The organism is Acidovorax sp. GW835-FHT14B10 (assembly GCF_058793725.1).
Map to the genome: position 1 here is coordinate 18,928 of NZ_JBXAGC010000007.1, position 22,521 is coordinate 41,448.

Genomic DNA, 22,521 nt, shown 5'->3' on the forward strand with positions numbered 1-22,521 from the left:
GGTCAGTTTTCCTGCAGCTCAATGCGCGCCATTTCCACGTCCAGGCGCTCTCTGGCATCCAGGGGCTCGGTGGCTGCCGCCTTTTCATAGAGCTGCGTGGCTTCCTGCATTCTGGGGTCGCCTTCCAGCATCACCAGCGCATTGGCATATTCGATCATGCCGATGGCGGAGCCGGGGTGGATCCGCAAGGCTTGCTGAAACAGCTGCAGGCCCACGTCCTTCCTGGCGCCATAGGTCATGCCGCCAATCAGCGGGCCCACCTTGTCGATCACCTCTGCATGGAATGTGCCCAGCGCAATGTGGGCATCGGCATGCCGGGGTGCCAGTGCAATCGCCTTCTCCAGCGCATGCTTGACCCTGCCGCCCAGCCCTTGCGCCAGCGCCTTGGCCACGCTGATGCCCTGGCTGTAGCGGCCCAGGGCGTAGGCCTGCCAGTACCAGGCATTGGCGTTTTCGGGCTCCTGTGCCGCCTGGGCCTCGGCGCGCCCGGCGACCTGCATGAACAGATCGAGGCGGGCTTTTTCCCCGGGCTCCAGGTAGTTGGCATACACCGCGGTGGCCTTGTTGGCGACCGTGATGCCAGCCCCGCCGGCACGCAGGCCCGCCGCCGCGGCCTGCTCGAATTCGCCGTTGTGATAAAGCGCCCAGGCCTGCAGCACGGCGGCATCCTGGGGGCAGGGCTCGGCATCGTCGCAGTGCAGGCGGCTCCACTGCGCTTTGACGCTGGCCGCATCCAGGCGGTAGCCACCAGCATGGGGGAAAGGGGTCCATGGGGCCATGGTGTGTCTCCTCGGGTTGGGGATGGTGTGCGGTGGTCAGCCGGTGGCCGGTGCGTAGGCGCCCACGATCTGCTGCAGATGCGCCCGCTGCGCACTCTCCAGATAGGGCAGGAGCAGGTTCAGCACATGGTGCGCACCCCGCAGCAACGCTGCCTGTGCGCTCTCGGGCTCCAGCGCGCGGCGCGGATCCTGCACGTATTCGAAGCTCAGCCAGTAGGTCAGCACCACCACCATGCTGGTGGCGGTGGCCTGCCGATCGCTGGCATCGATGCGCAAGGCGTCTGCGCGGCCCATGCCATCGAGCATGGCCCGCACCGCGCGGGTCTTTTCTTTCAGGATGGCCTGGAAATGCGTTTCCAGCCGGCGGTTCTTGGACAGCAGGTCGTTGAGGTCGCGGTACAGAAAGCGGTATTGCCAGATGATTTCAAACAACGTGTGCATGAAGAACCAGGCGTCTTCCACATTGCGCACGTTGTCGCTGGCACCCAGCAGGTCGTTCAGCGACTGTTCATACCGGTCAAACAGCGCGTTGATGAGCGCGTCCTTGGCCGGGTAGTGGTAATAAAGGTTGCCGGGGCTGATGCGCAGCTCGGCCGAGATGAGGGTGGTGGACACGTTGGGCTCGCCAAACCGGTTGAACAGCTCCAGGGCCACCTCCAGGATGCGTTCGGCGGTGCGGCGCGGCGCTTTCTTCACCATGGATGCGTGCCCCTTCGTGTCGTTGTTTGTGCCGTGGTTGCTTGCTTTCGCAGGCCTACTCTACCCCAGTCGTTTTGCTGCAATGCAGCACGAAGACGCAGTACCGGTGCGGCTTGCAAAGGCATCCGCATCGTTGGCCTGGCCTGGCGTGCCGTGGCACGGGCAGCGCAAAAAAGAAGCGACCGCATGCGGGGCATGCCGGTCGCTTTCATGGCCGGGGCAAGGCTCAGGAGGCGGCGGGGGTGTCGTCGGCACCCGTCCCGGCCTTGGGCGCCGCCGCTGCGGGGGATTTTGCCGGGGCCTTCCTGGCCGGCGCGGCTTTCAGGGCGGGCCTGGCCGCTGCCTTGCGCGCAGCGGTCTTGGTGGGCGCGGGCTTGGCGGCCCTGGCTGGCGCCTTGGCCGCGGTCGTCGCGGCGGCGGCCTTACCTACAGCCTGCGTCAGCGCCTCGATGCGTGCATTCAGGGCCTCGATGTCGCGGGCCGAGGGCACGCCCAGTCTGGCAAGGGCCTTGGCCACACGCTCTTCAAACAGGTTCTCCAGCTTGTCCCACTGGCCCTGGGCCTTGGAGCCGATGTCGCTGGCCATGGTGGTCATGCGGCTGGTGGCTTCGGTGATCTTTTCCTCGGCCACGGCCTGCGTCTTGCGCTGGATGGTCAGGCCCTCCTTGACCAGGGCTTCAAACACCTTGCCGCCTTCTTCCTGCGCCTTCGAAAAAGCGCCCAGGCCCGCCAGCCAGATCTGCTGCGCCGAATCCTTGACGGTGCTGGACAGCTGGGCATCGCTCTGCTTCTTGTTGCCGCTGGTCTTGGGCGTCTTCTTGGCCATGGAACCTCCAATAAGGGGAAAGAATAAAGTGTAGAGGATGGCGGCACGGACAGCGTCCCGCCCTGTGCAGCACCTGGTTACGTCACAATCCGAAGCGGGTGCGATAATTTTCGGCTTTGCCAGCAGGCAGTATCTTTGGGGCACATCATGATTCTCGTTACCGGCGCCGCCGGCTTCATCGGCGCCAATTTCGTTCTCGACTGGCTGGCGCAATCACAGGAACCCGTCGTCAACCTCGACAAACTGACCTACGCCGGCAACCTCGAAACCCTGGCCTCGGTGCAAGACGATGAACGGCACACTTTTGTGCAGGGCGACATCGGCGACACCGCCCTGGTGGCCCGCCTGCTGGCCCAGCACCAGCCGCGCGCCGTCATCAACTTTGCCGCCGAAAGCCATGTGGACCGCTCCATCCACAGCCCCGAAGACTTCATCCAGACCAATGTGGTCGGTACCTTTCGCCTGCTCGAAGCCGTGCGCGCCTACTGGGGCAACCTCCCGGCTGGTGATAAAGCGGCCTTTCGCCTGCTGCATGTCTCCACCGACGAGGTCTATGGCTCGCTGGGCGCAGGCGATGCGGCCTTTACCGAGCAGCACCGCTACGAGCCCAACAGCCCCTACAGCGCCAGCAAGGCCGCCAGCGACCACCTGGTGCGCGCCTACCACCACACCTATGGCCTGCCGGTGCTCACCACCAACTGCAGCAACAACTACGGCCCCTACCACTTCCCCGAAAAGCTCATCCCGCTGATGATCGTCAACGCCCTGGCCGGCAAGCCGCTGCCGGTGTATGGCGACGGCATGCAGGTGCGCGACTGGCTCTACGTCAAAGACCATTGCAGCGCCATCCGCCGCGTGCTCGAAGCAGGCCAGCTGGGCGAGGTCTACAACATCGGCGGCTGGAACGAAAAGCCCAACATCGAGATCGTTAACACGGTGTGCGCCCTGCTCGACGAACTGCGCCCCAAGGCCGACGGCAGCAGCTACCGCACGCAAATCAGCTACGTCAAAGACCGGCCCGGCCACGACCGGCGCTACGCCATCGACGCCAGCAAGATCGAACGCGAGCTCGGCTGGAAGCCCGCCGAGACCTTTGACACCGGCATCCGCAAGACCGTGCAGTGGTACCTGGCCCACCCCGAGTGGGTGGCCAACGTGCAAAGCGGCGCCTACCGCGACTGGCTGCAAACCCAATACGCGGGCACGGTTGCGGCATGAAAATTCTTCTGCTCGGCAAAAACGGCCAGGTCGGCTGGGAGCTGCAGCGCAGCTTGGCCCCGCTGGGCGAGGTGACCGCACTGGACCGGCACAGCACCGACTTCTGCGGCGATCTGGGCAACCTGGCCGGGCTGCGTGAGACCGTGCAGCGCCTGCGGCCCCAGGTCATCGTCAACGCCGCCGCCCACACCGCCGTGGACAAGGCCGAGAGCGAGCCCGAGCTGGCACGCCTCATCAATGCCACCGCCCCCGGCGTGCTGGCGCAAGAGGCGCACCAACTGGGCGCCTGGCTGGTGCATTACTCCACCGACTATGTATTTGACGGCAGCGGCAGCCAGCCCTGGGTGGAGATCGACACGCCCGCACCGCTCAACGTGTATGGCCAGACCAAGCTGGAAGGCGAGCAACTGATCGCCCAGCACTGCCAAAAACACCTGATCTTTCGAACCAGCTGGGTCTACGCCGCACGCGGCGGCAACTTTGCCAAAACCATGCTGCGCCTGGCGCGCGAACGCGAGCGCCTGACCGTCATCGACGACCAATGGGGCGCGCCCACCGGCGCCGAGCTGATTGCCGATGTCACGGCCCACGCCATCCGCCAGGTGCTGCAGCGCCCAGCCGGGCAGCAGGGCACAGCGGGCATCTACCATCTGGCCGCCAGCGGCCACGCCACCTGGAATGGTTATGCCAAACATGTTCTGGCCCTGGCAGTGCAGGCACAACCAGCTATTGAGTTGGTAGCAAAAGAAGTGGCCCCCGTGCCCACCAGCGCCTTCCCCACGCCCGCCAGGCGCCCGCACAACTCGCGCCTGAACACCGAAAAGCTGCAAACGGCGTTTGGCCTCACGCTGCCCGATTGGCGCACCGGCGTAGCCCGCATGCTGCGCGAAATTCTGTGATGTGATAATTGATGTAATATTTCATCAATTGAGGTGCTTATTTATGCGAACCACTGTCACCATCGACGATGCGCTCTACCAGCAGGCGCTGGACATGATCGACCCGGGTATGGACAAGGCGGAGCTGTTCCGTGCGGCCATTCAGACCTTTATCCGTGTGCAGGCGGCCAAGCGCCTGGCGGCTCTGGGTGGCACGGCGCCCGACATGCAAGATGTGCCACGCCGCCGCGAAGCGCTGCCCACGCAATGAATGTACTGGTCGATACCTCGGTATGGGTGGCCCATTTCAGGTGCCGCAACGACGCCTTGGTCGATTTGGTGGCATTAGATTTGTCGCTCACCCACCCGATGGTGATTGGCGAACTTGCCTGCGGCACACCACCGGCGCCCCGAAGCCGAACCTTGCACGACATCGGGCTGTTGCGCTCGGCCGCCCTTCCTACCCAGGCAGAGGTCTTGGCGTTCATCGAAGACAAACAGCTCTATGGCCTTGGCTGCGGCCTCATCGACATCCATCTTCTGGCATCAACACTCATCACCCCCGGTGCCACGCTGTGGACCCTGGACCGACGGCTGGCTGGGCTGGCCGCAAGGTTCGGCGTGGCCCATTCACCCACCTCCCACGCCCAAGAGGGCAAACCTTCATGACCCAACGCAAAGGCATCATCCTCGCCGGCGGCTCCGGCACCCGCCTGCACCCGGCCACCCTGGCCATCAGCAAGCAGCTGCTGCCGGTGTACGACAAGCCCATGATCTATTACCCGCTCAGCACCCTGATGCTGGCCGGCATCCGCGACGTGCTCATCATCAGCACCCCGCAAGACACCCCCCGCTTTGAGCAACTGCTGGGCGACGGCAGCCAGTGGGGCATGAACCTGCAATACGCCGTGCAGCCCAGCCCCGATGGCCTGGCCCAGGCCTTCATCATTGGCGACAAGTTTGTGGGCAACCACCCCAGCGCTTTAGTGCTGGGCGACAACATCTTTCATGGCCACGACTTCGCCCCCTTGCTGGCCCAGGCCGACGCCCAAACCAGCGGCGCCACCGTGTTTGCCTACCATGTGCAAGACCCCGAGCGCTACGGCGTGGTGGCCTTCGATGCCAATGGCAAGGCCAGCAGCATCGAAGAAAAGCCTGCTAAACCCAAGAGCAACTACGCCGTTACTGGCCTGTATTTTTACGACAACCAGGTGGTGGACATCGCCAAGGCCGTCCAACCCAGTGCCCGCGGCGAGCTGGAGATCACCGCCGTCAACCAGGCTTATCTTGACCGGGGTCAGCTCAACGTGCAGATGATGCAGCGCGGCTACGCCTGGCTCGACACCGGCACGCACGACAGCCTGCTCGAAGCCGGCCAGTTCATTGCCACGCTGGAGCACCGCCAGGGCCTGAAGATTGCCTGCCCCGAAGAGATTGCCTGGCGCAATGGCTTCATCACTTCGGAGCAACTCGAAAAACTGGCCAAACCCCTGGCCAAGAATGGCTACGGCCAGTACCTGCAGCGCATGCTGGCAGAAGGAGGCCAGTCATGAAAGTCACGCCCACAGCCATCCCCGACGTGTTGATCATCGAACCCAAGGTGTTTGGCGACGCGCGCGGTTTCTTTTATGAAAGCTTTAACCAGAAAGCTTTCAACGAAGCCACTGGCACCGCCTACCAGTTTGTGCAGGACAACCACAGCCGTAGCGGGAAAGGCGTGTTGCGCGGCCTGCATTATCAAATCCAGAAGCCCCAGGGCAAGCTGGTGCGCGTGGTACGTGGGGCGGTGTTTGATGTGGCGGTGGATATTCGCAAGAATTCGCCAACCTTCGGTCAGTGGGTGGGTATAGAACTGAATGAAGAAAATCATAGGCAGTTCTGGGTGCCGCCCGGCTTTGCGCATGGCTTTGTGGTGCTCAGCGAGTCGGTGGACTTCCTTTACAAGACGACGGATTACTATGCTCCGGAGCATGAGCGTTGCCTAGCTTGGAATGATCCGGTCATTGGTATTGACTGGCCGCTGGCGCAGCACCGTATCGCAACTCCGCTGCTGTCTTCCAAGGATATTCAGGGCAAATGCCTGAGCGAAGTCTGAGTCGGTTTCATGTCGCTCAGACGCAATACGCTTTGGAACCTAGCAGGGACCGGATTACCTTTTTTGTTGGGTGCTGTCACCATTCCGTACCTGCTGAAAAAAATCGGCGTGGAAGCGTTTGGTGTTCTCACGCTTGTTTGGGCATTGATTGGCTATTTCAGCTTGTTCGACTTTGGTCTGGGTCGCGCCCTGACCCAGCAGGTTGCCAAGGCGCGAGCGGAAGGCCGGCATGATCAACTTCCGAGTCTAGTTAAGACTGGTTTGTGGTTCACTGCGGCTACAGGCGCTGTGGGCGGTATCATTCTCGCTGCTCTGGCTAATGACTTAGCTTTGCGCTGGCTTAACGTCGGCGTTCCGCTGCAATCCAGCACCGTTCAGGCGCTATTTATTGCAGCCATCGGTATCCCGCTGACAACGGTGACAACCGGGCTACGCGGAATTTTGGAGGCTTACGAAGACTTCAAGGTGGTTAATCTACTGCGCATGGGCCTTGGTGCGGCCAATTTTGGCCTGCCGGCGATCTCCGTCATGTTTGTCGGTGATTCTTTGGCCTGGATTGTCGGAAGTCTGATACTGGCGCGTGTTGCAGTGCTGATGGTGCATGCCTGGCTGGTCCACCGCAAATTGCCTGTTGACTGGGCATCGGCACGATTGAACAATGAAAACATTCGCGACCTGCTTTCCTTCGGTGTCTGGATGACAGTGACGAATGTTGTAAGTCCGCTCATGGTTACCGCGGATCGCTTCGTCATTTCGGGCGTGTTGGGCGCAGCTGTCGTGGCTTATTACACCGTGCCGTTTGAGGTGTTGATCCGGGTGCTTGTCGTGCCTGGGGCGCTAACGGCTGTTCTGTTTCCAAGGCTGGCCACCGTCATGACAACGGATCGAATCGAGGCCAGGCGACTATACAGAAAGTGCATCAAGATCGTCACGGCTGTGCTCTTGCCGGTTTGTCTAATCATTGCTTTGGGCTCTAAATGGGGGCTCACCCTATGGCTGGGCGAAGCATTTGCTGAGCAGTCGTGGGCCATTGTTTGTGTGATGGCTCTCGGCTTGCTGCTGAATGGCGTCGCTCACGTGCCATTCGCTGCTATTCAGGCGACAGGTGATGCACGTAAAACCGCATACTTGCATATGTTTGAGCTCGCCATTTATGTCCCGGTTCTTTACGCCAGTATGGAATTCTTTGGACTGATCGGTGCAGCAATTGCTTGGATGATTAGAGTGGCAATAGACTTAGTTTTCTTGCTTGTTTATGCAAAAAGCAAAGGATTCTGAGTGAGTTGTTTTATTGGTTGTGAATTTGAATTTATTGTTAAGGTAATGGTGATTTGGCTGCTTTTTTGAAGTGCATATCGTGGGCTCATGTTAGTCTCTATTGAATAGTTTCTGGGTAGGTAAAAGTAATGAGTGATGTGTGAATTTAATTGTTGAAGTCGCTTGTATTTAATCGATTTCCTCAAGCTTTAGGGGCGCAACCAGTATTGCAGCAGTCTGGTAATCTTTTTTAGAAAATTTGAATTTTTCGAAGCCAACTATCTGTGATTAAATTTCTCTATACACTCATCGCGCTGGAGCTCTTTGCTGGTGGGGGCGGTCGCATGCTTGAGCTGGGTCCGATCACCGTGCGGATGGTGTTATTTGCAGCCGGTTTGATCGCTACTGTGTTTTTGCTCCTGAGAAAAGCCACTGTTCGTGGAGCAGTTTCATTGGCAATGATGTTGGTAGCAGGGTTCATTGTTACTCACTTTCCCTCATTGTTTATTGGTTTGTTCAAGGGCTCTGCGCCCGAGGATATTTTTACTGATCTATCGCCGCTCCTGTACTGGTTGGTTGCACCTTTCTTTGCCATCGTCTTGGAGCGCGAGCAGATGGTGCTTCGAACAGCGCAGTTGATACAAATGGCTGCAATCGTGATGGCACTGAGTTATTTGGTGGTTATTGCAGGGCTTGCGACTGAGCAAATCAACTTCGGTGATTTCTATGAATGGGCCGATATGAGTGGTGAAATTTTATTTCGTAACGAGAGTCTGTTTTTCTACAAGGGCTTCCTTTATCTCGGGATCGGTGCGATCTTCCTTGCTGCGCTTGGCGGGCGCTGGCGTGGTTTATGGCTCATCGTCGTACTCACTGCTTTGATTTTGACTCTTACTCGCGGGTTCATCTTGGCCACAGGTGTGGCTGGTATTCTGTTGCTGTGTACGATGGGTAGGTGGCGTGCAGTCTTCGTAGCCGTTTGTTTGGCAGCTATCGCTCTGTTTGCCGTCTGGGTATATTTGCCCTCGTTGGATGAGGGGTATCTGCTTGAGCAGCGTGGAATATCGAACTCGATTCGTCTTGATGATCTCGCCTTTATGGCTGAAAACGTCAGCGTGGGTGTGTTGTCGTTCGGTGAAGGTTTTGGTACCTATATTAATGGACGTCTGGCGATTGAAAACAGCTATCTTATGATTTTTTGGAAGATGGGGCCGGCCGCGCTAGTTTTCTGGCTGGTGCCGTTTGGCATTGCGCTGTACTACTTCCGTTGCATAGAATCCCATGCTCAATATTACCGGCTGGCCTGTGCGTTTTTCTTTGGTGTACTACTGGTCTATGTGCAAACCGGCACTAATCCGTACCTGAATAACCCAATCGGGCTATCGTTTGTGATGATGGCTATATTTTCGTTGCGAACGATATCGAGGATGGAGTCTGCGTCCGAGATGGGCTCTGCTGCTGCGGTGTCGCCGTTGCCAGGGTCAGTAGCGTTTTCTGAGATTTGAATGATGTCGTTGGCTTTTTAATAATAAAAAATAAATATTTTTCATTGCCAGCAAAGTAGTACACCTATTTTTTTGCGTGGTTTTTCGTGTGTAGTATGAATCCGGGGGGGCTGATCGAATCATATGTCTTGTTCTTCTCGTGAAATTATTAAATCTGAGGCGTATGGTTCTATAGCGCGCGCGGATCCTGTTCGTGTGGATGGCGTGTTGGCGGTGATCGTCCTATACAACAGAGCCTTTAAGGATGTGCCGTGTGCGCCGCGCCTCATGCAATGGCTGACCGCGCCAATAAAGGCATCTGCTCGTCTGAATCTGGCTCACTGCCTTATCTATGACAACAGTCCTGTTCCGCAGTTGCTCGATTGTGGTGGGCACGAACGGATAGACTTGTTTCATGATGCTTCCAATGGCGGCACCCGGGCGGCTTATTTGTATGCGCTGAAAATTGCAAGGGCAAAAGGGTATCCGTGGATACTCTTCCTCGATCACGATACCGATCTTCCTCATGATTTTTTCCTGGATGCGGAGCGTGCATTGGATACTACTGCGCATGAAACGCCTGTCTGTGCTGTCGTACCTCGTGTGTTTGACGGTTCCGCCTTAATTTCGCCATCCTGGATCACCTCCTATGGGCGCGTTTATGCTCATGAAGATACGCAAACCGTAGCCGACGACCGCGTTGGGTTAACTGCAATCGCATCGGCTTCAATCGTCCGGACAGAATCTCTGGCTGCGGTATTGCCGATCCCTGCAGCGTTCTCTCTTGACTACCTTGATCACTGGTTGTTTCGTGAGTTGCAGCGGCGTGGGGAATTTATTGCAGTATCGTCCGCTCGAGTTGAACATTCACTTTCAGTTCAATCAATGAAGTCAATGGGCGTTGATCGGTATTGTTCAATTCTTGCCGCCGAACTTGAGTTCTTGAAAAGCGGGCCGCAATATTCGTCGATTCTGCATTTGCTTTGGCATATGGGTCGGACGATCAAATTATTGCTTTCCACGCGGCGACCCGCGCTAGTTTGTGTATGCGTTCGTGCCGCCATAAAAATTCTTCGTACCAAATGAAATCGATCAGTAACCCATCCGTGTCAGTCATCATGGCGACTTATAACGGTCGAACATACTTGGCTGAGCAACTGAAGTCAGTGCTTGATGAGTTGCTGCCGGATGATGAGTTGATAATCATTGACGATGGCTCTCAAGACGGAACTCTTGAGTTGCTTGACTCCTTGAAATCTCCGGTGGTAAGCGTTGTACGAAATTTGACTAACGTTGGCGTCTTTGCAACGTTTGAGCGTGGACTCTTGATGTCTAGTAAAGAAATCATTTTCCTGTGTGACCAGGATGACATTTGGTTACCGGGTAAAAGAGCTGCCTTTGTTGCCGCATTCGAGCGCGATCCACGAACATTGGTGGTCGTCTCCGACGCCCAACTCATCGACGCAAATGGTAGTGTGATCGCGCCCTCGTTCATGGCGACTCGTGGTGGCTTTCGCGGCAACATATTGAGCACCTTGGTGCGCAATCGATACCTCGGCTGCGCTATGGCGCTGCGCCGCGAACTGATGGTTGCTGCGCTACCTATTCCGCGCTCTGTGCCGATGCATGACATGTGGCTAGGGGTGCTCGGTAGCATTCTTGGTCGAGTTCATTACATCTCAGCGCCGTTGATGCAATATAGACGCCATGGCGGCAACGTAAGTCCATCCCGGCGACAAGGCTGGTTACGCATGTTGCGGTGGCGTTTGTCGCTGCTTTTAATCATTGCTGGCCGCCTAGGTAAATTAATCCTTGGTCGCCACACACCGACTACAAACCCAGCCGGAGCCCGCAGACCATGAGCATGAAAATCAGTGTTATTGCCGTTTCCAACAACAGTGCACTTACCATTAGAGATACACTGGAATCAGTGGCGTTGCAATGCTACAAGGATTTGAACATCTGATTATTGATGGCGATTCTAAGTTTGGAATATTATAAATTGCCCGTGCATGGAGGGGTGATTCGTTATCTTGAGATTTTTGCGACTTCGAAGAAGCGGAATAAATATTGAAGCATTGATAGATTGAGATTTATTTTCATGTAAATGATTAAATTCAGTTGCACAGATATCTGTTTATTTGCAAAAAATTATATTTTTCTGTAACTACCATATTAATATAAAAAGAGCGTTGAGGTAGCCTTTGTCTGATGATGATTCACCAATTCCACGTGTAGCTGTGTTGCTTGCTGCTTATAACGGAATTAAATGGATTGAACAACAGTTGAATTCAATTTTTGAGCAACATGGAGTTTCTTTAATGATTTTCATCAGTGTTGATCGATCAACGGATGACACATTGGATTTCTGTGAAAGATTGGCACTGAAACATCCGTCTGTTGTGGTGCTAAGATATGGCGAGCATTTCGGAGGTGCTGCAAGAAATTTTTTCAGAATTCTGAACGAAATTGATATTTCGGAATTCGACTATGTTTGTTTTTCGGATCAGGATGACATTTGGCTCCCTGATAAGCTCTCTCGTGCGCATGAGGTGATTTCTCGCACTGAAGCAGATGCTTACTCAAGTAACGTTTTGGCATTTTGGCCGGATGGTCGTCAGCACTTGATTGAAAAATCTCAAAAACAGGTTCGTTGGGATTTTTTGTTTGAAGCAGCTGGACCTGGATGCACCTATGTCATGCGAAGAAACCTGGCATTCGCAATTCAAGGTCTATTGAAACGGCGTTGGATTGATATTCAACAGGTAGGTCTGCATGACTGGTTTATATATGCGTATGCACGCGCCAACGGCTATCGATGGGTGATTGATTCCTATGCAGGAATGCTGTACAGGCAGCATGAAAAAAATCAGGTCGGAGTGAACAAGGGCTGGCAGGCTTCTCTTCATCGCGCACGAAAAATTTTAAGTGGGTGGGGCTTGGGTCAGTCCACATTGATCGCTGACTTGATTGGATTGGGAAACGATCGTTTCGTTAGACGGTGGTCTGGTAGTGGCAGGGCTGGCATGTTGTTTCTTGCCTTCCATGCATGGGAGTGCCGCAGGCGATTTCGCGAAAAAATATTATTCGCCCTGTCGTGTGTGGTTTTATTTTTTGCAGGAAACCATTCTTGATGAATTTGCAAAAAGTGCTGGTCACCGGTGCGAATGGTTTTGTGGGTCAAGCCGTTTGTGGTGAGGCAGCTGCTCGTGGTTTTTTCGTTTACGGCATGACCCGCTCTTCCTGCGATTTCCGCGATGGAATAGAAAACGTCGTGGTTGGAAGTATTGACGACAGTACCTCTTGGCAAGGTTTGCTTCCGGTTTGTCAAATTGTCGTCCATGTTGCTGCCCGCGTGCATGTGATGGCCGATAAGGTTGAAAATCCACTGGATGAATTTCGCCGGGTCAATGTTCATGGCACCTTGAATTTAGCCCGACAGGCCGCAGCAGTCGGTGTCCGGCGATTTGTCTTTATCAGTTCCATCAAGGTTAATGGGGAAACCACGAGGTTGGGGTTTCCTTTTTTTGCGGACGAAATTCCCGCGCCCCTTGATCCCTACGGCATTTCCAAAATGGAGGCCGAGCAAGGACTGCGTGACATTGCCGCGCAAACGGGCATGGAGGTGGTCATCATTCGTCCCCCTTTGGTGTACGGACCTGGTGTGAAGGCCAATTTCCAGATCATGATGCGCTGGTTGGCTCGTGGCGTGCCCTTGCCGCTGGGTGCTATTCACAACCGCCGTAGCATGGTGGCGCTGGGCAACCTGGTTGATTTGATCGTGACCTGCATCGATCATCCGGCGGCCGCAAACCAGACGTTTCTGGTTTCGGACGGGGAGGACTTGTCCACGACGCAATTGCTGCAGCGCTTGGGGCGGGCCTTGGGCAAGCCGGCGCGGTTGGTTCCTGTACCCGCCATGTTGCTAAAAGCAGGGGCTGCATTGGTGGGCAAGCCTGCGATTGCGCAGCGCTTGTGTGGGTCTTTGCAGGTTGACATATCGAAGACGCAGCAGTTGCTGGGGTGGGTGCCGCCCTTGTCTATCGATGAGGGGTTAAAAAGAGCGGCGGAAGGATATTTGCGTGAAGCGTCTGTTTGATTTGCTACTCGCCTTGTGCGCGGCGCTGGTTTTGGCTCTCCCTGTTGCGGTGGTCGCGGTGGCGGTGCGCCTTACCTCTGCAGGGCCTGCCCTGTACTGGTCTGACCGGATGGGGCGCAACAACAAGATTTTCAAAATGCCCAAGTTCCGCAGCATGCGGGTGGGCACGCCCGCCGTGGCCACGCACCTGCTGGCGGATGCCAAGTCGCACCTCACGCCGATTGGCAGCTTTTTGCGCAAGAGTAGCCTGGACGAACTGCCGCAACTGTGGAGCATCCTGGTCGGAGACATGAGCTTTGTCGGCCCCCGGCCTGCGCTGTTCAATCAGCAGGACCTGATTGCACTGCGCACCCAGCAGGGCGTACATGAACTGGTGCCTGGTCTGACGGGCTGGGCGCAGGTCAATGGGCGTGATGAGTTGCCGATTCCTGACAAGGTGAAGCTGGATGTGGAATACCTGCAGCGGCAATCACTCTGGTTTGATATTCGAATTCTCTGGTTGACCTTTGTGAAGGTGCTGCGCCGCGATGGAGTGTCGCATTAATGTTTGCCATGCATTGTCAATAGGCAAAAAATTAAACTAATCAGGTTAATGTCAAAAAGGGTGAACATGATGTCAACAACTTCAGAGCGGCTACTTGAAACGGTCCAGAACTTGCCGGAACCTTTGCTGGCTGAGGTTCTTGACTTTGCTGATTTTTTGCGAGCCAGACAATTGAACATGCTCAGCCAACCAGCCAATAGGAGTCTTGCAAGCTTGTGCGGTGGGTTGGAGAACACAAAGACTTTTACCGGTTCACCCTTGGCTATACAACAGCAGTTGCGCAATGAGTGGCGTTAAGTATTTGCTCGACACCAATGTCATTCTGGGGATGCTGAAATCAACGCCAGAAATATTGGCAATGCTGGGCAGCATGAGCTTGATGGTGCAGCAATGCGCTTTCAGTGCGGTAACGCGCATGGAGTTGTTGGGCTACCCTGGTATCACGGCAGAAGAAGATGCATTGATCCGACAGCGGCTGGCGCAGTTAACCTACCTTGCAATTTCCTCTGCCGTCGAAGACAAGGCGATTGAGTTGCGACAATCTCGCCGGGTAAGGCTGCCGGATGCGCTGATTGCAGCCACGGCCTTGTGCCATGGGTTGGAGCTTTTGACGCTGGATGTCGGTCTGGAGTCGGTTATGCACAGTGCTACATGAGTAGTTGGGGTTTTCCACTGATGAAACGCTTGCTGATTGTGGGCGCGGGTGGCCACGGGCGCTCGGTCGCAGAGGCTGTGCTGGCCGCTGGCAAATACGAATTGGCGGGCTTTGTGGACGATGCGGCGCCAGGCCTGCAGCAGGTCTGGGACTTGCCGGTATTTGGCGCTACGGCTGATCTGGACAGATACCGTGACTGTGCCGATGCGGCCATCGTGGCCATTGGAAACAACCGGCTGCGCGAGGCGCTGCAGCACAGGCTCTATGCTGCAGGTTTTGAGCTGGCCACGGTTGTTCACCCCCAGGCCATGGTTTCACCCCGGGCCGTTATCGGCGTGGGGTGCGCCGTCATGGCTGGTGCTGTCGTTGGCACAGAGGCTCAGTTAGGGGTAGGCGTTATCGTTAATTGCGGTGCGGTGGTAGATCACGATTGCCGGGTGGACGATTTTGGCCATCTGGGCGTGAATGCGGCCATGGCGGGGGGCTCGGTGCTGGGGCGCGGCGCCTGGATGCAGGCGGGGTCTGTTCTGGGTTACGGGGTAACGGTGGTGGCCGGAATGGTGCTGCAACCCGGTCAGGCTGTGGCCGCGAAATAAGAAGTCGAGAAATGCCAATTCATAAATTCATGGTGATTCCATTGCTGGCGCTGCCGCGCCCTATTAAACGCCTGGTGGTGGTAGCGCTCGATCTGGTGCTGTCGTTGCTTTCGGTTTGGGTCGCTTTTTATTTGCGCGTCGACCAGACGGGTCTGCCGCAATTGCAGCAAAAGTATGTCTACCTGCTGGCGCCCTTGCTGGCGTTTCCCCTGTTTGTGCGTTTTGGGCTGTACCGCGCCATTTTTCGTTACACCGGCATGGCGGCGCTGTTCACCACAGCCAGGGCCGTGGGGGTCTATGCGGTACTGTTTTTTATCGCCCTGCTGGTGTTGAAGTGGGACGGGGTACCGCGCAGCGTGGGCCTGATTCAGCCGCTGCTCTTTTTGCTGCTGGTAGGGGGCAGTCGGGCGATTGCACGCTATTGGCTGGCGGGTGGCACCCGCAAGGCGCGCCATGCCCAGGGCCGCTTGCTGATTTACGGGGCCGGCGATGCGGGGGTCCAGACAGCGTACGCGTTGGGCCTGGCGCACCAGTTTGTGCTGCTGGGTTTTATCGACGATGACAAGGCCAAGGCGGGGCGCAGTATCAACGGCGTTGACGTCATCGCGCCCGGCGAGGTGGCAGATGCCGTGGAGCGCATGGGTGTTACCGATATTTTGCTGGCCATGCCGTCGCTCGACCGCACGCGCCGCAATGAAATTGTTGCGATGTTGCGTGGGCTGCACGTGCACGTGCGCAGCCTGCCCGGCATGGGCGACTTGGCATCGGGCCGGGTGACGATGCAGGATTTTCAGGAGCTCGATGTCGAGGACCTTCTGGGGCGCCCACCCGTGCCGCCCGATTCGTCGTTGCTGGCCAAGAACCTGGCTGGCAAGGTCGTGCTGGTGACCGGCGCCGGCGGCAGCATAGGCAGCGAGCTGTGCCGCCAGATCATTCAAGAGAAACCGCGCCAGCTGGTGCTGGTGGAGCACAACGAGTTTGGCCTTTACTCCATCCACCGCGAGCTGGAAGGTTTGTGCACCGAGCATGCGTTGCCGGTGGACCTGGTTCCGCTGCTCGCCAGCGTCGGCAATTTTGGGCGCCTGAAGGAAATTTGCCACCTGTACCGGCCCGCCACCGTTTACCACGCGGCCGCATACAAGCATGTGCCGCTGGTGGAGAGCAATCCATCCGAGGGGGTATTGAACAATGTGTTCGGCACCTTGAACATGGCCCGTGCGGCCATGGAAAGCGAAGTGGCCCACTTTGTGCTGGTGTCCACCGACAAGGCCGTGCGCCCCACCAACGTGATGGGGGCCACCAAGCGCATGGCCGAACTGGTGCTGCAGGCGTTGTCGGACAGCGCCTCGGTGGTTTTTCATCTGCCCGACGGATCGCAAAGCCCCGAGGTTCGCAACCGCACTCTGTTTTCCATGGTGCGCTTTGGCAATGTGCTGGGCAGCAGCGGCAGCGTGGTGCCCCTGTTTCGCAAACAATTGCGCGATGGTGGCCCGTTGACGGTGACGCACGCGGAAGTCACCCGTTACTTCATGACCATTCCCGAGGCCGCCCAGCTGGTGCTGCAGGCCGGCGCCATGGCGCGCGGCGGTGATGTGTTTTTGCTGGACATGGGGCAGCCGGTCAAGATCATGGACTTGGCGCGGCGCATGGTGGAGCTGTCGGGCATGACGGTGTGCGACGAAGACCATCCTGGTGGCGATATCGAAATCCGCATCACTGGCCTGCGGCCCGGAGAGAAGCTCTATGAGGAACTGCTCATTAGCGATAATCCCGAAGGCACCGCCCACGCGCGCATCATGAAGGCGCACGAAGACTTCCTGCCCTGGCCGCAACTGGCACCGATACTGGTGGAAATGCGGCACGCCGCCATACAGAGCGATCAGGAAACCATGAGAAGCATCCTGCTGCAACTGGTGCATGGATACAGTCCCGAATCTTTGCGTGCATCCACCACTGAGAAAGAGAACGGGTAGGCCCCGCAACGGTGCATGCCCTGTACATCGGGTCAACTGAAAATTTTGGAGTGAAGAATGCGTAAAAAAGTCGCGACCGTGTTGGTTGCCATGGTGGTTGGTGCGGGTGTTGGGGCGGCTCTGGGCTATGGCCCGCTGCTGCGCTACAAATCCGAGGGCGTGCTCAGCATGGAAATCGGTACGGCGGAATACAAGCGATTTGCGGAATTGGCCGTGGACGGGCACACGGTGCAGCAGTATGTTGGCGTGGTGCCGCCGCCGGGGCTGGAGCCGTCCCAGGTCGAAAAACTGGTGCGTGACATGCCGCGCGGCGAATGGCTTATGCCCGTGCCCAAGGTCAGCAAGGTGGATGCCAAGCAATTGCCGGATATTTTGCTGCAGATCGAACAAGAGCGTGAAAAGCTGCTTCTCAGCAAGGAAGGCAAGGAGGGCAAGGCCTCGGTCTACCTGGGTGTGCAGCTGAGCTATTCGGCACCCGACCCCCACCAGGCCGCCGGTGTGGCGGGCTGGCTGGGGGCGTATTTCAAGGACGTGGCCACGCGCGAGACGGTACGCGACCAGGTATCCCGCTGGGCGGCGGACAACCGCCAGTTCTCCGACCGCGCGCTGGAGCGCAAGCTCAAGTACCAGTTTGACATCGAGCAGGCGCAGAACCGCGTGGCGGCGTTGAAGAAGGTCATGTCCAGTTATCCCGACGTTGCGCGGCGTGAAAGCCAGCAGGTGGTGGATGTGCGCAAGGACAACGAGAAGTTCATGTCGCCCGTGGCGCAGCTGGTGGGCGCAGAGTCTGAAATGATCGATATTCGCGAAAAACTCCAGCGACTCGACCGCGAAATGGAGCAGCAGGCGTTTGCCAAGGCGCTCATCGCAGACGCACAGGCAGCGCTGGTCCAGGCGCGCAGTGGCAGCGAGAGCGTACTCAAGCTGGCCGATGTGATCGTGCGGTTTTCCAAGGAGACCAACACCGAGGCACAGCGGGAAAAACTGTCCTCGCTGGCGGCAGACATGTCGTCCATCAGCGCGCGTTTTCTGTCGCAAGCGCAGTTCATCGCCCAGCCGTCCGTGCCCAACCGGCCGGAGCGTCCGCGCCCGCTGATGGTGATTGGGCTGGTGGCCGTGCTGGCAGGTGTGCTGGCTGCCTTGTTGGCGTGGCGCGATGCGCTGGTGCAGATGCTGCGGGAGCCCCATGGCCCCAAGGCCTGACTGGCCCCATGGATGCGGCACAATTTGCGCCTCATTGTTTTCACCGAATGGCCCGCTTCCATGACCGACCCTTCCCCCGACCCCGACCTGTCCCACATCGGCCCGCGCGACAAGGCTGAAATCCTGGCGCAGGCGCTGCCCTATATCCGCAAGTTCCATGGCAAGACCATGGTCATTAAGTATGGCGGCAACGCCATGACCGACCCCGACCTGCAGGCCGACTTTGCCGAAGACGTGGTGCTGCTCAAGCTGGTGGGCATGAACCCGGTGGTGGTGCACGGGGGTGGCCCGCAGATCGAGACGGCGCTCAACCGCCTGGGCAAGAAGGGCCATTTCATCCAGGGCATGCGCGTGACGGACGCCGAAACCATGGAAGTGGTGGAGTGGGTGCTGGCCGGCGAGGTGCAGCAGGATATCGTGGGCCTGATCAACCAGGCCGGCGGCAAGGCCGTGGGCCTGACCGGGCGCGATGGCGGCATGATCCGCGCGCAAAAGCTCAAGATGGTGGACAGCAAGGACCCGAGCGTCGAGCACGACGTGGGCCAGGTGGGCGACATCGTGTCCATCGACCCCAGCGTGGTCAAGGCCTTGCAGGACGACGCCTTCATCCCCGTCATCAGCCCGATCGGCTTTGGCGAAAACAACGAGAGCTACAACATCAACGCCGACGTGGTGGCCAGCAAGCTGGCCACGGTGCTGCAGGCGGAAAAGCTGATGCTGCTGACCAACACCCCCGGTGTGCTGGACAAGGCGGGCCAGCTGCTGACCGACCTCACCGCGCGCGAGATCGATGCCCTGTTTGCCGACGGCACCATTTCGGGTGGCATGCTGCCCAAGATTGCGGGGGCGCTCGATGCTGCCCGGGCTGGTGTGAATGCCGTGCACATCATCGACGGCCGTGTGCCGCACGCCATGCTGCTGGAAATCCTGACCGATCAGGCCTACGGCACCATGATCCGCAGCCATTGAAATGCTCCCCCTGAGTCGCCTTTGGCGCCTTCCCCCTCTCCTTCGGGAGGGGGACGCACCCGGTGGCCTGGCAAAGCCAGTTCCACGGGTGCACTGGCCTTGGCCGCGCCAGTTGCTTGGACCGGGAGCCGTGCGCGGCGCGGTGGGGCATTGACATGCGGCTTTTGCTTGTCGAAGACGATGTCATGGTGGCCAGCGGCATCAAGCTGGGGCTCACCGACGCGGGCTATGCGGTCGACTGGGTGGGCAGTGGCGAGCGCGCCGAAGAGGTGCTGCGCACCGAGTCGTTCGACGCCGCCATCATCGACATCGGCCTGCCCGCCATGGATGGGCTGGAGCTGACCCGCCGCCTGCGCCGCCCCGGCATGGCCAGCCCGGCCATGCCGGTGCTGATTCTCACGGCCCGCGATGCCTTGCACGACCGGGTGCAGGGGCTGGATTGGGGGGCCGACGACTACATGGTCAAACCGTTTGAGTTGCCCGAGCTGCTGGCGCGTTTGCGGGCGCTGTTGCGCCGCTCGCAGGCCGCCACCACGGCGGTGCTGAGCTTTGGCCCGCTGGAGCTGGACACGGCCGGGCGCCGCGCCAGCATCCGGACAGACGATGCCGAACAGGTGATCGATCTCGGCCCGCGGGAATGGACGGTGCTGGAATACCTGCTCATCCACGCCCCCAAGCCGGCCAGCAAGGACAAGCTGCTGCAGGCGCTGACCGGCTGGGACAAGGAAATCACACCCAACGCCGTCGAGGTCTATGTGTCGCGGCTGCGCGGCAAGCTGGAGCCGCATGGCGTGGCCCTGCGCTCGATTCGTGGCTTTGGCTACCGGCTGGAATTGCACGCGCAGTAATCCCGGGCTCCACCATGCAGCGGCCCCGACTTCGCGCGATGACTTCCGATCTGCGCAACCGGCTGCTGCTGCTGCTGGTGCTGCCCCTGCTGGCGCTGGCGCTGGTGGGTGTCTGGCTCGACTACCGCTCGGCGGACGAGGCCGCAGAACGGCACGACCAGCGCCTGCTGCGCCTGCTGCCGGCGCTGGCCGATTCCGTGCTGGCCCCGCCCATCCGCGACAGCGAACCGCCCTTGCTGCTGCTGGCGCCGCCGGTGGAGGACTTTTTGCGCCAGCACCCAGGCTACGCGGCCTACAGCGTGCGCGACACCTCCGGCCGCCTGTTGCTGGGCGATGCCTGGGTGCAGGCGGCCGTGCCCTCCACGCAGGCGCCCGAGTTCCACAGCGTGGAATATGGCGGCGTCACCTACCGCGTGGCGGTGCAGCGCGGGCGCACGGGGGCGGGCGAGCTGGTGGTGGCGCTGGCCGATGGGTCCGACCCGCGCCAGCAATGGGCGCAGCAGCTGCTGCTGCGGGTGTTGCTGCCCAATCTGGTGCTGGTGGCGGCGGCGGGGCTGGCCATTCACTGGGCGGTGCGGCGGGCCTTCAAGCCGCTGGTGGACCTGGCCGACGCAGTGGAGCGCCGTTCGCCGCGCGACCTGAGCCCGATCGACGAAGCCGCATCGCCCGCCGAGGTGCGGCCCCTGGTGCACTCGCTGAATCGCCTGTTTGCCTTGGTGAACGCGCAGGCCGAAGGACAGCGCCGCTTTGTGGCCGATGCGGCCCACCAGCTGCGCACTCCGCTGGCCGGTTTGCAGGCCCAGGTGGAGGCATGGGCCATGATGGCCCGCGCCTCCGTGCCGGCACCCCTGCCGTTGAATTTTGATAAAAAGCACCCGCCAGCGCAGGATGGGCAGGCGCCAGGCGCTATTGTTCTAGGCGTTGAGCAGATCGAAAAGCTGCGCCACGCAACGCGCCGCACCTCGCAGCTGGCGCACCAGTTGCTGGCCCTGTCGCGGGCCGATGCGCGCAGCCTGGATGCCCAGCCGTCCCAGCGCGTGGACCTGAAGGACCTGTGCGAAGCCCTGCTCGAATCCTTTCTTGATGCCGCCACCGGCAAGGGGCTGGATTTGGGGCTCGATGTGCAGTCTGCGCATGTCGCCGGCCATGACTGGTTGCTGCGCGAGCTGCTCTCCAATCTGGTGGACAACGCCATCAAGTACACGCCGGCTGGCGGTGTGGTCACCATTCGCTGCGGCGTGCGCCATGCCATGGGGCTGCACCGGGTGTTCCTGCAGGTGGAAGACGATGGCCCCGGTGTCCCCGAGGCCGAGCGCGGGCGCGTGATGCAGCGCTTTTACCGCGTGCCCGGCACGGTGGGCGAGGGCACCGGCCTGGGGCTCGCCATTGCCGATGAGATTGCCCGCGTGCACCACGCGGCGCTGGCCCTGGGAACTGGCGCGCAAGGGCGTGGGCTGGTGGTCACGGTGGTGTTTCCGCCCCAGCCGCCGGTCGTTGGCGCCTGAATGGCCACGTTGCCGGGCTTGCCGGCACCGTGGAATGCCTGTGCGAGAATCATTTCCATACATGATTTACGCACTTGCCCACCCCATGGATTGCCTGCCTTGCGCGCCCCGGTGCGTGGGCTGCGTGCCCGGGACTGGTGCCCCCACTTCTCATTTACTGCATGTCTGAACTTTCGCCCACCCCCGAGCCAGTCAGCACTGCCGATGCCGGCGACGGCCCTGCTGCGCGCAAGCGGCCCAAGCCCGGCGAGCGCCGGGCGCAGATCCTGCAGGCACTGGCCGGGATGCTGGAGCAGCCCGGGGCCGAGCGCATCACCACGGCGGCGCTGGCGGCGCGCCTGTCGGTCAGCGAGGCGGCCCTTTACCGCCACTTCGCCAGCAAGGCGCAGATGTTCGAGGGCCTGATCGATTTCATCGAGCAGACCGTGTTCACGCGGGTGACGCAGATCGTCGGGCGCGACCTGGCCGATGGTGGGCAACCCGTTGAAGGCGGTGCCCACCAGGCGGCGCGCGTGGTGGCGCTGCTGCTGCAGTTTGGCGAGCGCAATCCGGGCCTGGTGCGGGTGATGGTGGGCGATGCGCTGGTGCTGGAGCACGAGCGCCTGCAGCAGCGCATGAACCAGTTCTTCGAGCGCATCGAATCCTCGCTGCGCCAGTGCCTGCGCGCGGCAGCGGGCACGGCGGGCTCCACCACGCCCACGGTGGATGCCCAGGTGGCGGCCAGTGTGCTGACTGCCTTCACGCTGGGCCGCTTGCAGCGCTATGCCCGTTCGGGTTTCCGGCGATTGCCAACCGAACATCTGGACGCTAGTCTTGCGCTGATGCTGTGACGGCATAGGCCGGCAGCTGCACCTTGGCCACCTCTGGCGGCCACATCGGGCAGTGGCGGCCGG

Annotated in this window: 25 protein-coding genes; 22 read left to right on the forward strand and 3 right to left on the reverse strand. The window is 59.3% G+C overall.

Annotated elements, in window-relative coordinates; genetic code table 11:
• Nucleotides 1-2 precede the first annotated feature (2 nt).
• From AC1Q5S_RS07285 to AC1Q5S_RS07295, 3 genes are all read right to left on the reverse strand, one after another.
• Nucleotides 3-779, reverse strand: a complete 777-nt coding sequence (locus tag AC1Q5S_RS07285; protein WP_026436732.1) for a tetratricopeptide repeat protein — start codon at nt 777-779, stop codon at nt 3-5.
• Nucleotides 780-815: 36 nt separating this feature from the next.
• Nucleotides 816-1,478, reverse strand: coding sequence for a TetR/AcrR family transcriptional regulator (locus AC1Q5S_RS07290; RefSeq protein WP_026436731.1), 663 nt, complete (start codon nt 1,476-1,478; stop codon nt 816-818).
• A gap of 226 nt (nt 1,479-1,704) precedes the next feature.
• Nucleotides 1,705-2,304: a phasin family protein gene (locus tag AC1Q5S_RS07295; RefSeq protein WP_492238572.1), complete on the reverse strand. Its 600-nt coding sequence runs from the start codon at nt 2,302-2,304 to the stop codon at nt 1,705-1,707.
• A 147-nt stretch (nt 2,305-2,451) separates the two neighbouring features.
• Here AC1Q5S_RS07295 and rfbB point away from each other — a divergent pair, with 147 nt between their 5' ends.
• From rfbB to slmA, 22 genes are all read left to right on the forward strand, one after another.
• Nucleotides 2,452-3,522, forward strand: coding sequence for a dTDP-glucose 4,6-dehydratase (gene rfbB / locus AC1Q5S_RS07300; protein WP_492238573.1), 1,071 nt, complete (start codon nt 2,452-2,454; stop codon nt 3,520-3,522).
• Nucleotides 3,519-4,421, forward strand: a complete 903-nt coding sequence (rfbD, locus tag AC1Q5S_RS07305) for a dTDP-4-dehydrorhamnose reductase (RefSeq protein WP_492238574.1) — start codon at nt 3,519-3,521, stop codon at nt 4,419-4,421. The genes rfbB and rfbD overlap by 4 nt, the downstream gene beginning before the upstream one ends.
• 43 nt (nt 4,422-4,464) lie before the next feature.
• Nucleotides 4,465-4,671 carry a type II toxin-antitoxin system VapB family antitoxin gene (locus AC1Q5S_RS07310; RefSeq protein ID WP_492238575.1) on the forward strand — a complete coding sequence of 69 codons (207 nt, stop codon included), beginning with the start codon at nt 4,465-4,467 and terminating at the stop codon, nt 4,669-4,671.
• Nucleotides 4,668-5,069 (forward strand): type II toxin-antitoxin system VapC family toxin, encoded by a 402-nt coding sequence (locus tag AC1Q5S_RS07315; protein ID WP_492238576.1) that lies wholly within the window; start codon nt 4,668-4,670, stop codon nt 5,067-5,069. The genes AC1Q5S_RS07310 and AC1Q5S_RS07315 overlap by 4 nt, the downstream gene beginning before the upstream one ends.
• Complete coding sequence (rfbA, locus tag AC1Q5S_RS07320) at nt 5,066-5,953, forward strand: glucose-1-phosphate thymidylyltransferase RfbA (protein ID WP_492238577.1); 888 nt, start codon at nt 5,066-5,068, stop codon at nt 5,951-5,953. Before AC1Q5S_RS07315 ends, rfbA begins: the two co-directional genes overlap by 4 nt.
• A complete protein-coding gene (gene rfbC / locus AC1Q5S_RS07325; protein ID WP_492238578.1) occupies nt 5,950-6,495 on the forward strand; it encodes a dTDP-4-dehydrorhamnose 3,5-epimerase in 546 nt (181 codons plus the stop codon). The genes rfbA and rfbC overlap by 4 nt, the downstream gene beginning before the upstream one ends.
• A gap of 9 nt (nt 6,496-6,504) precedes the next feature.
• On the forward strand, nt 6,505-7,773 hold the full coding sequence (locus tag AC1Q5S_RS07330) for a flippase (RefSeq protein ID WP_492238579.1): 1,269 nt from the start codon (nt 6,505-6,507) through the stop codon (nt 7,771-7,773).
• Between the two features lie 263 nt (nt 7,774-8,036).
• Nucleotides 8,037-9,257 (forward strand): hypothetical protein, encoded by a 1,221-nt coding sequence (locus tag AC1Q5S_RS07335; protein WP_492238580.1) that lies wholly within the window; start codon nt 8,037-8,039, stop codon nt 9,255-9,257.
• Nucleotides 9,258-9,380: 123 nt separating this feature from the next.
• Nucleotides 9,381-10,322 carry a glycosyltransferase family protein gene (locus AC1Q5S_RS07340; protein WP_492238581.1) on the forward strand — a complete coding sequence of 314 codons (942 nt, stop codon included), beginning with the start codon at nt 9,381-9,383 and terminating at the stop codon, nt 10,320-10,322.
• A complete protein-coding gene (locus AC1Q5S_RS07345) occupies nt 10,319-11,098 on the forward strand; it encodes a glycosyltransferase family 2 protein (protein ID WP_492238582.1) in 780 nt (259 codons plus the stop codon). Before AC1Q5S_RS07340 ends, AC1Q5S_RS07345 begins: the two co-directional genes overlap by 4 nt.
• 342 nt (nt 11,099-11,440) lie before the next feature.
• Entirely contained in the window at nt 11,441-12,370 is a 930-nt protein-coding gene (locus tag AC1Q5S_RS07350; RefSeq protein WP_492238583.1) for a glycosyltransferase, read from the forward strand.
• On the forward strand, nt 12,370-13,335 hold the full coding sequence (locus tag AC1Q5S_RS07355; RefSeq protein ID WP_492238596.1) for a UDP-glucose 4-epimerase family protein: 966 nt from the start codon (nt 12,370-12,372) through the stop codon (nt 13,333-13,335). Before AC1Q5S_RS07350 ends, AC1Q5S_RS07355 begins: the two co-directional genes overlap by 1 nt.
• Nucleotides 13,319-13,879 (forward strand): sugar transferase, encoded by a 561-nt coding sequence (locus tag AC1Q5S_RS07360; protein WP_492238584.1) that lies wholly within the window; start codon nt 13,319-13,321, stop codon nt 13,877-13,879. Before AC1Q5S_RS07355 ends, AC1Q5S_RS07360 begins: the two co-directional genes overlap by 17 nt.
• A gap of 69 nt (nt 13,880-13,948) precedes the next feature.
• Complete coding sequence (locus tag AC1Q5S_RS07365; protein ID WP_492238585.1) at nt 13,949-14,176, forward strand: DUF2281 domain-containing protein; 228 nt, start codon at nt 13,949-13,951, stop codon at nt 14,174-14,176.
• The gene (locus tag AC1Q5S_RS07370) at nt 14,163-14,534 is read left to right on the forward strand and encodes a type II toxin-antitoxin system VapC family toxin (RefSeq protein WP_492238586.1); all 372 of its coding nucleotides are present in this window, start codon (nt 14,163-14,165) and stop codon (nt 14,532-14,534) included. Before AC1Q5S_RS07365 ends, AC1Q5S_RS07370 begins: the two co-directional genes overlap by 14 nt.
• Nucleotides 14,535-14,554: 20 nt before the next feature.
• On the forward strand, nt 14,555-15,130 hold the full coding sequence (locus tag AC1Q5S_RS07375; protein WP_492238587.1) for an acetyltransferase: 576 nt from the start codon (nt 14,555-14,557) through the stop codon (nt 15,128-15,130).
• Nucleotides 15,131-15,159: 29 nt separating this feature from the next.
• Nucleotides 15,160-17,103: a polysaccharide biosynthesis protein gene (locus AC1Q5S_RS07380; RefSeq protein ID WP_492238597.1), complete on the forward strand. Its 1,944-nt coding sequence runs from the start codon at nt 15,160-15,162 to the stop codon at nt 17,101-17,103.
• A gap of 57 nt (nt 17,104-17,160) precedes the next feature.
• Nucleotides 17,161-18,306 carry a hypothetical protein gene (locus tag AC1Q5S_RS07385; RefSeq protein ID WP_492238588.1) on the forward strand — a complete coding sequence of 382 codons (1,146 nt, stop codon included), beginning with the start codon at nt 17,161-17,163 and terminating at the stop codon, nt 18,304-18,306.
• A gap of 60 nt (nt 18,307-18,366) precedes the next feature.
• Entirely contained in the window at nt 18,367-19,275 is a 909-nt protein-coding gene (gene argB / locus AC1Q5S_RS07390) for an acetylglutamate kinase (protein ID WP_303834592.1), read from the forward strand.
• 155 nt (nt 19,276-19,430) lie between these two features.
• Nucleotides 19,431-20,123, forward strand: coding sequence for a response regulator transcription factor (locus AC1Q5S_RS07395; protein ID WP_492238589.1), 693 nt, complete (start codon nt 19,431-19,433; stop codon nt 20,121-20,123).
• A gap of 38 nt (nt 20,124-20,161) precedes the next feature.
• Complete coding sequence (locus tag AC1Q5S_RS07400; protein WP_492238590.1) at nt 20,162-21,628, forward strand: sensor histidine kinase; 1,467 nt, start codon at nt 20,162-20,164, stop codon at nt 21,626-21,628.
• Between the two features lie 161 nt (nt 21,629-21,789).
• On the forward strand, nt 21,790-22,458 hold the full coding sequence (slmA, locus tag AC1Q5S_RS07405) for a nucleoid occlusion factor SlmA (protein WP_303834588.1): 669 nt from the start codon (nt 21,790-21,792) through the stop codon (nt 22,456-22,458).
• Nucleotides 22,459-22,521 lie beyond the last annotated feature (63 nt).

Bases quoted from the DNA above. Each gene is read 5' to 3' on its own strand.
- AC1Q5S_RS07285 (WP_026436732.1), bottom strand. From the start codon at position 779: ATGGCCCCATGGACCCCTTTCCCCCATGCTGGTGGCTACCGCCTGGAT.
- AC1Q5S_RS07290 (WP_026436731.1), bottom strand. From the start codon at position 1,478: ATGGTGAAGAAAGCGCCGCGCCGCACCGCCGAACGCATCCTGGAGGTG.
- AC1Q5S_RS07295 (WP_492238572.1), bottom strand. From the start codon at position 2,304: ATGGCCAAGAAGACGCCCAAGACCAGCGGCAACAAGAAGCAGAGCGAT.
- rfbB (WP_492238573.1), top strand. From the start codon at position 2,452: ATGATTCTCGTTACCGGCGCCGCCGGCTTCATCGGCGCCAATTTCGTT.
- rfbD (WP_492238574.1), top strand. From the start codon at position 3,519: ATGAAAATTCTTCTGCTCGGCAAAAACGGCCAGGTCGGCTGGGAGCTG.
- AC1Q5S_RS07310 (WP_492238575.1), top strand. From the start codon at position 4,465: ATGCGAACCACTGTCACCATCGACGATGCGCTCTACCAGCAGGCGCTG.
- AC1Q5S_RS07315 (WP_492238576.1), top strand. From the start codon at position 4,668: ATGAATGTACTGGTCGATACCTCGGTATGGGTGGCCCATTTCAGGTGC.
- rfbA (WP_492238577.1), top strand. From the start codon at position 5,066: ATGACCCAACGCAAAGGCATCATCCTCGCCGGCGGCTCCGGCACCCGC.
- rfbC (WP_492238578.1), top strand. From the start codon at position 5,950: ATGAAAGTCACGCCCACAGCCATCCCCGACGTGTTGATCATCGAACCC.
- AC1Q5S_RS07330 (WP_492238579.1), top strand. From the start codon at position 6,505: ATGTCGCTCAGACGCAATACGCTTTGGAACCTAGCAGGGACCGGATTA.
- AC1Q5S_RS07340 (WP_492238581.1), top strand. From the start codon at position 9,381: ATGTCTTGTTCTTCTCGTGAAATTATTAAATCTGAGGCGTATGGTTCT.
- AC1Q5S_RS07345 (WP_492238582.1), top strand. From the start codon at position 10,319: ATGAAATCGATCAGTAACCCATCCGTGTCAGTCATCATGGCGACTTAT.
- AC1Q5S_RS07355 (WP_492238596.1), top strand. From the start codon at position 12,370: ATGAATTTGCAAAAAGTGCTGGTCACCGGTGCGAATGGTTTTGTGGGT.
- AC1Q5S_RS07365 (WP_492238585.1), top strand. From the start codon at position 13,949: ATGTCAACAACTTCAGAGCGGCTACTTGAAACGGTCCAGAACTTGCCG.
- AC1Q5S_RS07370 (WP_492238586.1), top strand. From the start codon at position 14,163: ATGAGTGGCGTTAAGTATTTGCTCGACACCAATGTCATTCTGGGGATG.
- AC1Q5S_RS07375 (WP_492238587.1), top strand. From the start codon at position 14,555: ATGAAACGCTTGCTGATTGTGGGCGCGGGTGGCCACGGGCGCTCGGTC.
- AC1Q5S_RS07380 (WP_492238597.1), top strand. From the start codon at position 15,160: ATGGTGATTCCATTGCTGGCGCTGCCGCGCCCTATTAAACGCCTGGTG.
- AC1Q5S_RS07385 (WP_492238588.1), top strand. From the start codon at position 17,161: ATGCGTAAAAAAGTCGCGACCGTGTTGGTTGCCATGGTGGTTGGTGCG.
- argB (WP_303834592.1), top strand. From the start codon at position 18,367: ATGACCGACCCTTCCCCCGACCCCGACCTGTCCCACATCGGCCCGCGC.
- AC1Q5S_RS07395 (WP_492238589.1), top strand. From the start codon at position 19,431: ATGCGGCTTTTGCTTGTCGAAGACGATGTCATGGTGGCCAGCGGCATC.
- AC1Q5S_RS07400 (WP_492238590.1), top strand. From the start codon at position 20,162: ATGACTTCCGATCTGCGCAACCGGCTGCTGCTGCTGCTGGTGCTGCCC.
- slmA (WP_303834588.1), top strand. From the start codon at position 21,790: ATGTCTGAACTTTCGCCCACCCCCGAGCCAGTCAGCACTGCCGATGCC.